This is a genomic window from Mesorhizobium koreense (genome assembly GCF_031656215.1).
In the GTDB taxonomy this organism is placed as follows: Bacteria; Pseudomonadota; Alphaproteobacteria; order Rhizobiales; family Rhizobiaceae; genus Mesorhizobium_L; species Mesorhizobium_L koreense.
Window position 1 is genome coordinate 1,422,213 of the sequence record NZ_CP134228.1, and the last position, 13,121, is coordinate 1,435,333.

At 61.5% G+C, this 13,121-nt stretch carries 11 protein-coding genes; 2 read left to right on the plus strand and 9 right to left on the minus strand.

Annotated features, from left to right (window positions below; translation table 11 throughout):
• Nucleotides 1-44: 44 nt before the first annotated feature.
• Complete coding sequence (locus tag RBH77_RS06820) at nt 45-1,718, minus strand: adenylate/guanylate cyclase domain-containing protein (RefSeq protein ID WP_311031379.1); 1,674 nt, start codon at nt 1,716-1,718, stop codon at nt 45-47.
• Between the two features lie 329 nt (nt 1,719-2,047).
• Here RBH77_RS06820 and RBH77_RS06825 point away from each other — a divergent pair, with 329 nt between their 5' ends.
• Nucleotides 2,048-2,812, plus strand: coding sequence for a LuxR C-terminal-related transcriptional regulator (locus RBH77_RS06825; protein ID WP_311031380.1), 765 nt, complete (start codon nt 2,048-2,050; stop codon nt 2,810-2,812).
• A gap of 136 nt (nt 2,813-2,948) precedes the next feature.
• Here RBH77_RS06825 and RBH77_RS06830 read toward each other — a convergent pair whose 3' ends face one another.
• The 8 genes from RBH77_RS06830 to RBH77_RS06865 form a co-directional block, all read right to left on the minus strand.
• Nucleotides 2,949-4,025, minus strand: a complete 1,077-nt coding sequence (locus RBH77_RS06830) for an ABC transporter ATP-binding protein (protein ID WP_311031381.1) — start codon at nt 4,023-4,025, stop codon at nt 2,949-2,951.
• Nucleotides 4,026-4,814 carry an ABC transporter permease gene (locus RBH77_RS06835; RefSeq protein WP_311031382.1) on the minus strand — a complete coding sequence of 263 codons (789 nt, stop codon included), beginning with the start codon at nt 4,812-4,814 and terminating at the stop codon, nt 4,026-4,028.
• Nucleotides 4,811-5,707: an ABC transporter permease gene (locus tag RBH77_RS06840; protein WP_371832845.1), complete on the minus strand. Its 897-nt coding sequence runs from the start codon at nt 5,705-5,707 to the stop codon at nt 4,811-4,813. The genes RBH77_RS06835 and RBH77_RS06840 overlap by 4 nt, the downstream gene beginning before the upstream one ends.
• 270 nt (nt 5,708-5,977) lie before the next feature.
• A complete protein-coding gene (locus tag RBH77_RS06845) occupies nt 5,978-7,093 on the minus strand; it encodes an ABC transporter substrate-binding protein (protein ID WP_311031384.1) in 1,116 nt (371 codons plus the stop codon).
• A 217-nt stretch (nt 7,094-7,310) separates the two neighbouring features.
• Complete coding sequence (locus RBH77_RS06850; RefSeq protein ID WP_311031385.1) at nt 7,311-8,483, minus strand: iron-containing alcohol dehydrogenase; 1,173 nt, start codon at nt 8,481-8,483, stop codon at nt 7,311-7,313.
• Nucleotides 8,484-8,502: 19 nt separating this feature from the next.
• Nucleotides 8,503-9,891 carry an aldehyde dehydrogenase family protein gene (locus RBH77_RS06855; RefSeq protein ID WP_311031387.1) on the minus strand — a complete coding sequence of 463 codons (1,389 nt, stop codon included), beginning with the start codon at nt 9,889-9,891 and terminating at the stop codon, nt 8,503-8,505.
• Between the two features lie 28 nt (nt 9,892-9,919).
• A complete protein-coding gene (locus RBH77_RS06860; RefSeq protein WP_311031388.1) occupies nt 9,920-11,290 on the minus strand; it encodes a glutamine synthetase family protein in 1,371 nt (456 codons plus the stop codon).
• Nucleotides 11,291-11,303: 13 nt separating this feature from the next.
• Nucleotides 11,304-12,128: an N-formylglutamate amidohydrolase gene (locus RBH77_RS06865; RefSeq protein ID WP_311031389.1), complete on the minus strand. Its 825-nt coding sequence runs from the start codon at nt 12,126-12,128 to the stop codon at nt 11,304-11,306.
• A gap of 148 nt (nt 12,129-12,276) precedes the next feature.
• On the opposite strand from RBH77_RS06865, the gene RBH77_RS06870 reads away from it, so the two are divergent.
• Entirely contained in the window at nt 12,277-13,110 is an 834-nt protein-coding gene (locus RBH77_RS06870; protein WP_311031390.1) for a MurR/RpiR family transcriptional regulator, read from the plus strand.
• Nucleotides 13,111-13,121: the final 11 nt, after the last annotated feature.

Sequence of the window (13,121 nt, forward strand, 5' to 3'; positions counted from 1 at the left end):
TGTGAAGCAGTTCACGCCGGGGCTGAGATGCATCGCACTTCGTCCTATTCGGCGAGGTTGAAGTTATCGATGAGGAAGGCGGTGGCCGATCTCTCCACGAACGGAATCCATTCGACCCGCTCGAGCGAAAAGTCGGGATGGTATGTGTGGAAGAGTTCTCTCTCTCTTCGTGCCTCTTCGATGCGATTGCTGCGCGCCAGAGCCCCGATCTTCAGGAAGCGCGCATAGAAATATTGCGGGGACAGGCTGAGCGACCCTTCGGCTGCATTAATGGCCTCTCCCCATTGTCGGTTGAAGCAATAGGCCGCGGCCAACTCGCCCAGATTGTGAAACCCGTAAATGTCGAAAGGGCTCAGGCGTCGCGCGGTCTTGAACATAGGAACGGCCGTGGCGGCCTCACCCAGCAGCAGATGCGCACTACCCATTGCCGAGTGGGCGAAAGCAAAGCTGGGGTTGATCTGCAACGCCTCGAACAGATGCTCGATCGCCAGTTTAGGCTGCCCACGCATGATCGCCACGATCCCCAGATGGGCATGCGGCCGGGCGTTCTGGCTATCCATCAGCAATGCCTTGCGCGATAGATCCGCGACCTTGTCCATATCGTCACCGGCACCGGAGTGCAGCCAGCCGCGCCAGAAATACCACCAGGCCAGCTCATTGAGCACGGCACTGGAATTCGGTTCCTTCTTGCGTGCCTCCTCGAGACAATCGAAGGCAAGTGCGGTGTCCTCGCGGGTGCGGCGCTGCATGTGCCAACGCCCCCGCCTGACGAGTTGCCAGGTCTCCAGACTTTCCCAGGGTACTTGGAAGGTCCGCGCCTGCTCGGCCCGTTCTACCTCCTTCTCCAGCATAGTGACGATCATGCCGCCGACTTCGTCGTTCACCAGCGAAAGCTCCGAAATCGGTCGGCGGAACCCACGCGACCAGATCAACCTTTCGTTGACGGCATCAGTCAGTGTGATGGTGAGGTCAAATTGCCTGCTGGTGCGAGAGATATTCCCCTCCACCAAATAGCGCGCGCCCAGTGCGCTGCCGGTCCTCCGCGCGCCCAGCGCCTTGTCACGAAACTGAAAGCTGGATTCCTTGGCGATGACCGGGAGCCAGCGCGTGCTGCATAGTCCCTGGATAATATCTTCGGCGACACCATCGGCCACGTAATCGAATTCCTGGGGACCTACTTCATTCTGGAACGGCAGGACAGCAATAGCTGGCGGCGCAGAGGGATTAGCCGTGCTTTGCGGTTTGACCCGAGCATTATCGCCGCCTTCCCTGCTTGCAACGAAGACCCGTACCGGAAGGGCAATATTCTTGAGCATCTGCTCGCCCAGATCGGTAAAGCGCGCCGCAACCTTGTCTCTTACGTGGTTCCAGGTGGTCTCGGAAATTGCCAGCCCGTCATAGGGCGCCAGTTCTTGGATACGGGCCGCGATGTTCACGTCGTCACCATAGAGGCTGGAGCCGCGGACGATGACATTTCCCGTGTTGATCCCAACTCGGAACTGCATGCGCATCTCGTCCGACACGCGATTGTTCAGGGTGACGATCCTCTGCTGAAAATCGAAAGCGGCGCGCAGCGCATCGATCGGCGTGCCAAATTCCGCCATGATGCTGTCACCGGCGGCACCGAAAGTGCGCCCGCCCGCAGCGTCGCAGCTATCAGCGATTATCGACCGCCGTTCCTCGAACGCAGCCACGGCGAATTCATCGTCGATCCCCATCAGGCGTGAAAACCCAACCGCGTCTATGGACGCGATTGTTGTGACCTGTCGGGTATATTGCCCCTCGGACATTGTTGTCGGCAGGTGCCCCCCAATAAAGTTCAGCCTAGCCCTCCCGAAAAGTCCAAACAACCATCAAGAGGCCTCCAGACATTTTTCCGAGGTCCTTTGGCCCCAAGCGTTCCGGAGCAGCAAATGTAGTCAATTTCACAGAAGTCATATGCGAGCGCGTGTAATGTAACACCGTTCAACAGATCGTCCGACTATAAAATCAGGTGTTCGACATGACAGCCCTCTCAATCTGTACCGCATCCTCCAACGGAGTGGGCATGCCGCTCGAAGGGATCAATCCTGAATTCATCGATGATGCCGATCCGCCCCAGGCGGTACCCAGCTTCATCAAGCAAGAAGTCCGCCGTGCCGTTGTACAGAAGGGTTCAGTGCTCCTGATCGACGATCGCATTCTGGCACGCGAGTGCTTGCGCAGCAGTCTGGTTTCACGCCACGCCCCATGGGAAGTGGTCGCATACAGCTCCATGGAAGAGTGGCAGAAAAAGGCGGACCGGCATCCTCCACTGGCCGCTGTGCTCTTCCATGTGGGTTCAGACAAGATCGCTGATTCCCACATGGAGGAGCATATCAAACAGCTCATCAAGGCATCCGGTTCTGCCCCGCTGATCATCCTGGCGGACAGGGATGACGTGGTGCAGATGCTCAATGCCTTCGAGTATGGCGTGCGGGGCTATATACCTTCGTCGGTGAGTGTTGAGGTTTGTGTCGAAGCCATAAACCTTGCGCTCGCCGGCGGGGTCTTTGTGCCCGCGAGTACGGTCTTCGCGACGCGCGAGATGATCAATGCCAGCTCCTCGCACGATCGGCGCCTGACGGAAATGTTCACCTCCCGGCAAATCCAGGTGGCCAAAGCGATCTGGGAAGGCAAGCCAAACAAGATCATCGCCTATGAGTTGAACATGTGCGAAAGCACGGTGAAGGTTCACACCCGCACCATCATGCAGAAGCTGAAAGCCACAAACCGAACCGAAGCCGCCTACAAGGTCTCCAATCTGTTCGCCAGCAACGGCATCAGTTTGTAACGCCGTAGCGGCGGTACCCCCAACCTGCGCCGACATTGGGGTCGGTAAATTCTCCGGCGCCCTTCGGCCGTCCGGCAGCGTCCATATTGGCATGAACCTCGTTCTTGACGAGGTGAAGTTCGATGCCGGGCCGCCGCTACAGTCCAGAAACGTCTCCATGCAGAATGTTCACGTCCGCCGACGAGAAGCTGATCTCGGCGGTGTCTCCAACGACGGGTGGCGGGCTCGACGGATTGTTGAACGTGTCGAGCGAGACGACGCTGTCGCCGAGTTCGACCCGGACACGGATGACCGACCCGAGGAAATGCACCTCTGCGATCCTGCCCTTCAGGCTGCTGTCATAACCGGGCCTGCGGCCGAGCGCGATGGCCTCGGGCCTGAGTGCCAGCGACAGGTGATCGCCGGTCCGCGCTCCGTTCAGCCTGCCCTTGAGCGAGACCTTCCCGGTCTGTACCTTGACGGTGCCGCCCGCCGCATCCGTTACCGTGCCGTCAAGGACGTTGAGCGTGCCGACGAAATTGGCGACGAAGCGGGTGGCGGGGCGATTGTAGACCTCGAAAGGCGTGCCGACCTGTTCGGCCTTGCCGCCATACATGACCGCAATCCGGTCGGAAATGGAAAGCGCCTCCTCCTGGTCGTGCGTCACGAAAATGGTGGTGATGCCGAGTCGCTTCTGGATCGCGCGTATCTCCTCGCGCAGCGCCACGCGCACCTTGGCGTCGAGCGCCGACAGGGGTTCGTCGAGCAGCAGAAGCTTTGGCCTCGGCGCTAGTGCCCGCGCGAGCGCGACACGCTGCTGCTGGCCGCCCGATAGCTGGTAGGGATAGCGGTCGCTGAGTTCCGGCAGCTTGATCAGTGCCAGCATCGCCTTGACGCGTTCGCTGATCTCGGCTTGCGGTGCGCGCGCGACCTTCAGCCCGAAAGCGATGTTTTGCGCGACCGTCATGTTGGGGAATAGCGCATAGGCCTGAAACACCATTCCGATATCGCGCTGGTTGGGCTTCAGCCTCGTCACGTCGCGGCCGCCGATGGCGATGTTCCCCGACGAAGGCTCCTCGAAGCCCGCCACCATGCGCAGTACCGTCGTCTTGCCACAGCCGGATGGGCCGAGGAAGGAAACGAACTCACCGCTCTCGACATCGAGGTTGAAGTCGCGGACCACCTGGGTGGCGCCGAAACTCTTCTGGATGTTCCTGATCTCTAGAAAAGCCATTCAGATTCTCGCCGGTGCGGCCTTGGAAAAACGGGAAACGAGCTGGATCAGCCCCATGCACAGCCAGGTGATCGCAAAGGCGATGACGGCCAGCGCTGCCGGCTCGTAAGCGCGGTTGGCGCCGAGGAGTTGCATGTAGGGACCGAAGGCCGGGCGGCTTAGGAGCGCGGCCATGACGAACTCACCGATGACGATCGCGAAGGTCAGGAAGGCGCCCGAAAGCACCGCGACCGATACATTAGGCAGGATCACGCGCCCCATGATGGTGAGCCAGCTTGCGCCGAGGCTCTGGGCGGCCTCCGTCAGCGTGGCGACGTCGATGGCACGCAGGCCGGTGTCGACCGCGCGGTACATATAGGGCAACGACAGTGTCGCGTAGCCGAATGCGAGCAGGACGTTGGTGCCCCATGCCGATCCGGTGAGCGGCAGCCAGGAAGAAGTATTGTAGAGCCGGATGTACCCGAAGACCACGACGATCGGAGGGATGACCAGCGGCAGGAGTGTGATGAACTCGATGATCGGTCGCCAGCGTGGCAGTTTCAGCCGCACCCAGTAGGCAGTCGGCACCACGATGATGATGCCGAGCACGATGGTGCAAAGCGCCATCGTCACCGAATAGAGGAACGTGCTCTGGAACCGCGGGTCGCTCAGCACGACGCGATAGGCATCGAAACTGTAGACGCCGCGCCGCATCTTCAGAGAGAATTCGAACGTGCCGATCAGCGGCAGCGCAAAATAAAGCACCGCCAGCACCAGCACGATCCAGGACCAGAGGCTGTTGCGCTTCATTTCAGCCACCGCTCGCTGCGTATGCGCAGCCAGATATAGATACCGTTGGCGATGCCGGTCACCACGATCATGCCGAAGGCGAGCGCGTAGCCGAGATGCGGATCCTGCAAAACGTCGCCCCGGATCTGGGCGAAGAGCAGGATCGGAACGATGGAAAGGGAACTTCCGGTAAGCGCATAGGCGGTGGCGACTGCGCCGAAGGAATTGGCAAAGAGAAGCGCGAAGGTGCCGAGTAGCGACGGCCACAGGATCGGGATCGCCACCATGCGCCAGTACTGGAAGGAGGAAGCACCAAGGATATCGGCGGCCTCGCGCCATTCGCGCCTGAGCCCGTCCACCGCCGGCATGACGATCAGCACCATCAGCGGAATCTGGAAAAACAGATAGGTGATGGTGAGGCCCGAGAAGGAAAGCAGGTTGAAGCCGAGCGCATAGATGTTCACGCCGAACCAGTCCCTGAGGATCACGGTGACCAGACCAAGCCGGCCCAGCGTCGCAAGGAAAGCGAAGGCGAGCGGGATGCCGGCAAAATTGGACGCGACGCCGGAAAAAGTCAGGATGGGAGAACGCATCCAGGGCGGCAGACCGCCGAGCCCGACCGCAACCGCGATGAGGAAGCCGAAAAGACAGCCGAGAAAAGCCGAGGCGAGGCTTATACGGATCGAAATCCAGTAGGCCGCGAGGATGGAAGGCTGGAAGAGATTGGCGATATTGGCGAGCGTGAAGCTGCCGGCCTGATCGGTAAAACTGCCGATCACGATCTCCAGCGTCGGCAGGATGAGAGCGAGCAACGCGAAAAGCAGGAACGGCACGACGCCCAGCCACGCGAACGACATGCGCCCGCCCGACAGGGGCGGCTGGCTGGCTGGCGCGGCTACGATCGCGTCGGTCATCGGGATAGGTAGCCCTCCTTGCTCGGGCGATCGGCGCCCGCCCGTTGGCTGTGGAATAATCGCATATGAATTGCGACCCCCACTCCGGTTCGCTGCGCGAACCACCTCTCCCCCGCCCGACGGGGGAGAGGAAGCGCCTGCCGCAATCCCAAGCTCCCTTCCTCTCCCCTTTTGAGGGGGAGAGGTGGCGCGCGAAGCGCGGCGGAGCGGGGGTCATGACGCATGTGCAATTACCCTACCCCTGCCCGAAGCCGCGTTCCTGCGACGGTCCTACTGGACGTTGGCGCCGACGACGCTGTCCCAGTTGCCGGTCACTTCCTTGGTGTTTGCTTCCTGCTCGTCAAGAGTCGGGAAGACGGCCTTGGCGTAGTGCTCGGCCGGCGGCAGCTTGTCGAGCAACTCCTGCGGGATCTTCTTCTCGTCGACGAGCTTGTTGAACCGCGCGGGATGGCAATAGCCCTTCAGGAAGCCGACCTGTCCTTCGTCGGAATAGAGGTATTCCATCCACAGCTTGGTGGCGTTCGGATGCGGTCCAAAGGCGCTGATTGCCTGGGCATAGACGCCGGCGACGACGCCGCTCTTCGGCACCACCACCTCGATCGGCGGATTGCCCTTCAACGTGTCGCGGTCGGCGAGCGCGTTATAATCCCAGCGGATGACGATCGGCGTCGTGCCCTGCGCCACCGAGGAGGCCTTGCCGATGACCGGCACGAAATTGCCCTTCGCGTTGAGTTCCTTGAAGAATTCGAGCCCGGCCTTGGGCGCCTTGGCGGCATCGCCGTTGGTAGCTGAGAGCCCGGCGGCATAGACGGCGAGAATGGCCTGGTTGGACGAACGCGGATCGCCTGCGAGCGCGACGCTGTTGGCGTATTCCGGCTTCAGGAGGTCGGACCAGTCCTGTGGCACGTTCTTGACCAGGTCCTTGTTTACCTCGAAGGAAAGCACGCCGTAATAGCCGCCATACCAGTGCCCTTCTGGATCCTTGACTTTGAAGTCGTCGAAGGTGGCGACCTTATAGGGCAGGAACAGCCCTTCCTCGGTCGCCTTCGGGCCGAACGAAAGACCGACATCGACCATGTCGGGCGCCTGCGGGCCCGTATTGCCCTTGTTGGCCTTGATCGCCTGGATCTCGTCCGCCGAGCCGGCGTCGGGATTGAGTTCGTTGATCTTCATCCAGGGATATTTCGCCTTGAAAGCCTCGAAAGTGCCGCCCCATCCGCACCAGTCATGCGGCAAGGCGATCGGCGAGAACGTTCCTTCCTTCTTGGCCGCGGCGACCAGATCGTCCATCGTGCCGGCCGATGCGAAAACCGTGCCCGACAGCAGCGCGGCTGCCGTGAAGGCGAGTATCCGTCCAGTTGATTTGAACCCGGTTGATTTAAACATTGCGTCTCTCCCATAAACATGCGCCGTCCGGCGCGTCTCACGCGGGTAGTGCCGTCAGATGACAGCCAGATGAAGTTCGCGATGCGCGGACGCTCCCGCGCCCGAAAAATGCTGCTTGTGCTTTGCCGCTACCATCGTGACGAAGAGCCTTTCGGCCACGATACCGGCTTATTGTTTTCTGGTCCGTCGTGTTCCCTTCCTCCCATCTTATTGCCGATCAGACTTCTCCGGCAAGCGCCGCCTCCAGGAGGCCAAGCGCCGCCTTTTTCGTCAGTTTCACGGGATTTCCACCGGCTGTCGGATCGACGACCGCCATCTCGGCGATGAGTGTCTTCCGCTTCCGATCCATGTCGAGGCCCTTGATCAGCCCTGGCAGCGCGTGCGGCGTCTTCAGTTCCTTGCGCAGTCTGAGGATCGTCTTGAAGAAACCGTCATAGCCGCCCCTGACACCGCAATAGGCGGCAAGCCGGACGATGCGCTCCTCGATCGCGTCGCGGTTGAAGGCGAGCACATAGGGCATGAAGACGGCGTTGGTCATGCCGTGATGCGTGTCGTAGAGCGCGCCGATCGGATGCGAGAGCGAATGGATGGCGCCGAGTCCCTTCTGGAAGGCGGTCGCGCCCATCGCAGCCGCCGCCATCATGTTGGCGCGCGCCGCTATGTCCTTGCCATTGGCATAAGCGGTTGGCAGGTTTTCCAGAACGAGCCGGATGCCTTCCACAGCGACGCCGTCGGCCATCGGATGGTAGCCCGGCGCACAATAGGCTTCGAGGCAGTGCGCCAGCGCATCCATGCCAGTGCCGGCGGTGATGAAGGGCGGCATTCCGACCGTCAGTTCCGGGTCGGCGATCACCGTCACCGGCAGCATCTTCGGGTGGAAGATGACCTTCTTGGTATGGGTCGCCTCGTTGGTGATAACGGCCGCACGTCCGACTTCCGAGCCCGTGCCAGCGGTCGTCGGCACGGCGATGACCGGCACGATCGCCTCCGCATCGGCGCGCGTCCACCAGTCGTCGACATCCTCGAAATCCCAGACCGGACGCTTCTGCCCGGCTTGGAAGGCGATCAGCTTGCCGAGGTCGAGCGCCGAGCCGCCGCCGAAGGCGATGACGCCGTCATGCTTGCCTTTTTTGAAGGCGGCGATGCCGGCGGTGAGGTTGGATTCGACCGGATTCGGTTTGACCTCGGAAAAGACGTCATAGGGCACTTTTGCCGCGTCGAGCAGTTTCAGCGTCTTCGCCACGACCGGCAGTCTGGCAAGTCCCGGATCGGTGACGAAAAGCGGGCGCCGGATGCCGGCGGCGGCGAGTATCTCCGGCAGTTCACCAATCCGGCCGGGGCCGAAGCGGACGGTAGTGGGGTAGTTCCATTTGGAAAAGAATTTGCTCATCGAATACGCTTTCGAAAATTCAGATCGCTTCACGCAGATGGAAGGATTTCGGCCGGGTGAGGTTCTCGTAGCCTACGGCGGACATGGAGCCGCCCTTGCCGGTATCCTTGACGCCGGTCCACACCAGCGCCGGGTCGATATAGTCGCAGCGGTTCATGAAGACGGTACCCGTCTCGATGCGGTCGCCGATGGCGGCGGCGCGGTCGGTATCCGTTGTCCAGATCGAAGCCGTCAGCCCGTAGGGGCTGTCGTTCATCAGTTGCACCGCCTCGTCGTCGTCGCGCACTTTCATGATGCCGACGATCGGGCCGAAATTCTCCTCTCGCATGACGCTCATCTGGTGGTTGACACCGGTCAGAACCTCCGGGCCCAGATAGGGCGAGCCGGCCCTGTCGCCTTCCACCTTCATGCCGATATGGGCGGTCGCACCCTTGCGCAGGGCTTCCGCCTTCTGCTCGCGCACGAGGTCGGCGAAGCGGCTTTGCGCCATCGGCCCCATGGTCGTTGCCTGATCGAGCGGACTGCCGACGACATATTGCTTGGTCAGGTCGATGAAGCCGTCGACGAATTCGTCATAGACCTTCTCGTGCACATAGACGCGCTCGATGCCGCAGCAGCACTGGCCGGAATTGTAGAAGGCGCCATCGACGATGTTGGCGACGGCATGATCCATCTTCGCATCCGGCAGCACATAGGCCGGGTCCTTGCCGCCGAGTTCGAGGCTGACCGTCATGAAGGTGCCGGCGGCGGCCTTCTCGATGGCGCGGCCGCCCGCGACCGAGCCGGTGAAATTGACGTGGTCGATGCGGCCCGAGCCGAGCAGCTTTTCCGTCTGAGCGTGGTTCATGACGATGTTCTGGAAAAGCCCTTTCGGCAGCGCGGCCTTGTCGAAAGCTGCCTGGAAGCGCTCGCCGACAAGAAGCGTCTGCGCCGCGTGCTTGAGGATCACTGCGTTACCCGCCATCAGGCCGGGAACGATGGTGTTGACTGCCGTCAGGTAGGGATAGTTCCACGGCGCGATGACCAGCACCACGCCGAGCGGGTCGCGCTTGATATAGCGGCGGAACCCGTCCTTCGGGTTGGATGCCGGCACGGGCTTCAGCGCCGCCCCGGCGATCTCCACCATGAACCGCGTGCGCTCTTCGACGCCGCCCTTCTCGCCGCCGAAACGCACCGGCCGTCCCATCTGCCACGCAAGCTCGGTGACGATCTCGTCGTTCATGCCGATGAGCTCTTCGAGCATGGCGAGCAGATATTTTCCGCGCTCGGCAATCGGCGTCGCCGCCCACTCAACCTGTGCAGCCCGCGCCCGCTCGACGGCGGCATTGATCGTCGCATCGCTTGCCAGCGGACGCTCGGCATAGATCGAGCCGTCGATGGGAGATTTCAGTTTTACGGTCTCTGTCATTTTCGTTTCTGCATTCACGCTTTTCAGATCAATACCGCTCGAAACCCCGGTGCAGTTCCCAGTCGGTGATACGGCGGTCGTATTCGAGCTGTTCCCAGCGCGCGGTATGGACGTAATGCTCCACGGCATCGACGCCGAAAGCCGCCTTCAGCATCTTCGATTTTGCCAACGCCTCCGTCGCGTCTCGCAGGGTCTTGGGTATCTCGGGCAGGCGCGATGCATGGTAGGCGTCGCCGACGAACGGCTTTTGCAGTTCGAGCTTCTCGTCGATACCGGCAAGGCCGGCCGCGATCAGCGCGGCGAAAGCGAGATAGGGATTGAGGTCGGCGCCGCCGATGCGGCACTCCATACGCACGCCCTTCGTGCCCGTACCGCAGAGGCGGAAGCCGGCCGTGCGGTTGTCGTCGCTCCACATGATCTTGGTCGGCGCGAAAGTGCCGGCCTGGAAGCGCTTGTAGGAATTGATGTAGGGCGCCAGGAACCAGGTGAAGTCGCGGGCATATTTGAGCTGCCCGGCCGCCCATTGCCGGCCGAGTTCGCTCAGCGTTAAATCGGCTTTCTTGTCATAAAAGAGCGGCGTCTTGCCGTCCGCGCTCCACAGTGAATTGTGGATGTGGCTGGAACTTCCCGCCAGCGCGTAATCGTATTTCGCCATGAAGGTCACGGCCTTGCCGTGCTGGGTGGCGATCTCCTTGCAGCCGTTCTTCAAGACGACGTGCCGGTCCGCCATCTCGAGCACCTCGGCGTAGCGGACGTTGATCTCCTCCTGGCCGGGGCCCCATTCACCCTTGGAACACTCGACCGGAATGCCCGCGGCCTCGATGCCGTTGCGGATGGCGCGCATCACGCCCTCTTCCTTGGTCGTGAGCTGGATCAGATAGTCCTGGATGTAGGGCGAAGCGGTATCGAGCCCCTGCCAGCGCTTCTCCCGCGCGCTGCGGAAGGTCTCGTCGAAGAGATAGAACTCGAGCTCCGAGGCGAAATAGGCGAGATAGCCGCGTTCCTTCAGCCGCGCGACCTGACGCTTGAGCAGCCCGCGCGGCGAATGCGGCAAATCTTCATGATGATGGTGGTCGAGCACGTCGCAAAGCACGAGCGCGGTCTTTTCCAGCCATGGGATCGTCCTCAGCGTCGCCATGTCGGGCTTCATGACGAAATCGCCATAGCCTCGCGACCAGCCCGCCGCCTTGTAGCCGGGCACCGGCTCCATATCGATATCGTTGGCGAGGAGGTAGTCACAGCCATGCGTCTCCTCGTGCCCCGATTCCACAAAATACCGCCCGAGGAAACGCTTTCCGAACAGCCGGCCCTGCATGTCGGTCGCGCAAGCGAGAACCGTATCGATCTCGCCGGAGGCGACGGCCTCTTTCAACTGGTCGAAGGTGAGATTTCCGGCCATGCGCCCCGTCCCGCTATTTCCGGCAGCCAACTTCTTCGGTCGCGCTTCGTCGCGAACCTGTAAGCATGGATGCATCGCTCTCCGGCTTCATCGTCATCAGAATCCCGGTCAGAAGATCGGCCCAGTCGCGCTGCCCGCGCTCGTCGTGAATCTCATCGTTACGGATTTCGATCATCACGCAAGGAAGGCCGCGCGAGCGCGCGTGGCACTCGAGCGTGTAGTAGACACGATCGGCGGGAGAGTAGGGCTGATTGTCTCCGACCACGACCCTGTCCAGTGCCCGCAGCCTCTCCAAGAGTGGACCCGCAAGGCGCATATCCTGGTCGTGGATGACGCCGATCTGCCATGGACGAGGGATGTCTTTGTAGACGGGCGTGAAGGAATGAAGGGCAAGGAGAAGGGTTTCCCTTCCTGCCGCGATCCGTTCCTCGATCAAGCCTTCTATGCAGGCATGGTAAGGCGCGTGTGCCGTAGCGATACGTTGCTTCCGCTCCACGGACGTCAGCCCGCGATTGCCCGGTATCTCTGTCCGCTCGCTGACCTCCGGTACCAGGTCCGGCGCGTCGAGGGAGCGGTTGCAGTCAGCGATGAGGCGGGAGACGCACGATTCAACGAGTGCGGCATCGAGCGTTTCGGCGATCCGCTGCGCGACCGGCAGGGCGCCGGGATCCCAGGCGATGTGACTGGTCCGTTCCGCCGTCCCCAGATCGAGCGTCCCATATTTCGCCGGAATGTAGCGGGAGGCATGATCGCAAAGGATAACAAACGCGCTCTTGCCGGCCCGATTCCTGACCCGGACGGGCGCCGCCCCATCGTCCGCGTCATGCGCTTCTCCCATTCGTGATGCCCCTGTCAGCATCGTAACAACTGTTACGTATAATGCTAGGTTGCTTTTCCATGTATGATTTCATACGTCTTCTCGAGGTTTGTCAAATGCGTTTTGAGGGTCGCCGGACGCCAGATCTGCGCGTTGCCGGGAGAGAGAAATGGCAACAAGCATCGTCGAATTGATCACGGACAGGATAGAGACCATGCCACCCGGGGAGCGCCGGGCGGCGCAGGTACTGGTTGCGAACTATCCACTGATCGGCCTCAAGACAGTCGCCGATTTCGCCGCCAAGGCAGGGGTGAGCGCCCCGACCATTCTTCGCTTCGTTTCACGCCTCGGCTACCAGAATTATCCGGATTTCCAGGCGCATCTCCAGGAGGAATTGGCGGCGCAACTACAGTCACCGCTGGTGCGTTCCGCGACGCCGGGTCCGTCGAGAAAGGGCGGCGTCTCGCCAATCGTCGATGCCACCGTTGAGAATATCCGGGAGACCTTCCGCCATGTTTCGGATCAGCAAGTCACCGAGATGGTGAGCCTGCTTGCCAACCCGCGTGCCCGGATCACGCTTGTCGGCGGCCGCTTCACCGATCCGTTGGCGCGCTATATGGCGGCGCATCTGACGATCATCCGGCCGAACGTATTTCACCTCACCGGCCAGGAAAGCAACTGGCGCGACCGGCTGATCGACATGGGCAAGCGCGACGTGCTCTTGATCTTCGACATCCGCCGGTATCAGGAGAGCCTGATCCGTTTCTCCGAGAAGGCGGACCGCCGGGGTGTGCACACCATCCTTTTCACCGACCAGTGGCTTTCGCCGATAGCGCGCTTCGCCCGGCATGTGGTGGCCGGCCGGACGGCGGTGCCGTCGGCATGGGATTCCTCGACAGCCCTCTTTGTCGTCGCCGAGACGCTGATCGCGGAAGTCACCCGCCGTCTAGAGGCGGAGAGCGCCCGGCGTATCCGTGAAATGGAGGATCTGCGCGGCGGGTGAGTAATGCCCGG